Source organism: Paenibacillus sp. EKM211P (assembly GCF_011066175.1).
Taxonomy (GTDB): domain Bacteria; phylum Bacillota; class Bacilli; order Paenibacillales; family Paenibacillaceae; genus Paenibacillus; species Paenibacillus polymyxa.
Window position 1 is genome coordinate 1 of the sequence record NZ_JAAMNS010000071.1, and the last position, 292, is coordinate 292.

The 292-nt window shown below is 57.5% G+C and carries 1 protein-coding gene; it reads right to left on the bottom strand.

The features are described from left to right. Nucleotides 1–292 (bottom strand): AMP-binding protein (locus G9G57_RS25395; RefSeq protein WP_164965694.1); only part of this gene is annotated, 292 nt, incomplete at both ends.

The following is a 292-nucleotide window of genomic DNA, read 5'->3' on the forward strand; positions in this document are numbered from 1 at the left end:
TCCAGCATGAATCCCAGCCGTTCTTCCGGGTCCTCTGGATGTAACGGCAGATACGCCCCGCCTGCCTTCAAAATCCCCAGCAGGCCGACCATCATCTCCAGCGATCGATGAACTGCGATGCCCACCATCTGGTCGGGTCCGATGCCTTTCTTCCGCAGGACGTGAGCCACCCGATTCGCTTGGGCATTCAGCTCCCGGTACGTCAATTGCCGATCTTGGTATAGGGCTGCCGGATGTTCCGGTGTTCGCTCCACCTGCTCCTCAAACAATTGATGAATCGTCTTCTCCCTTG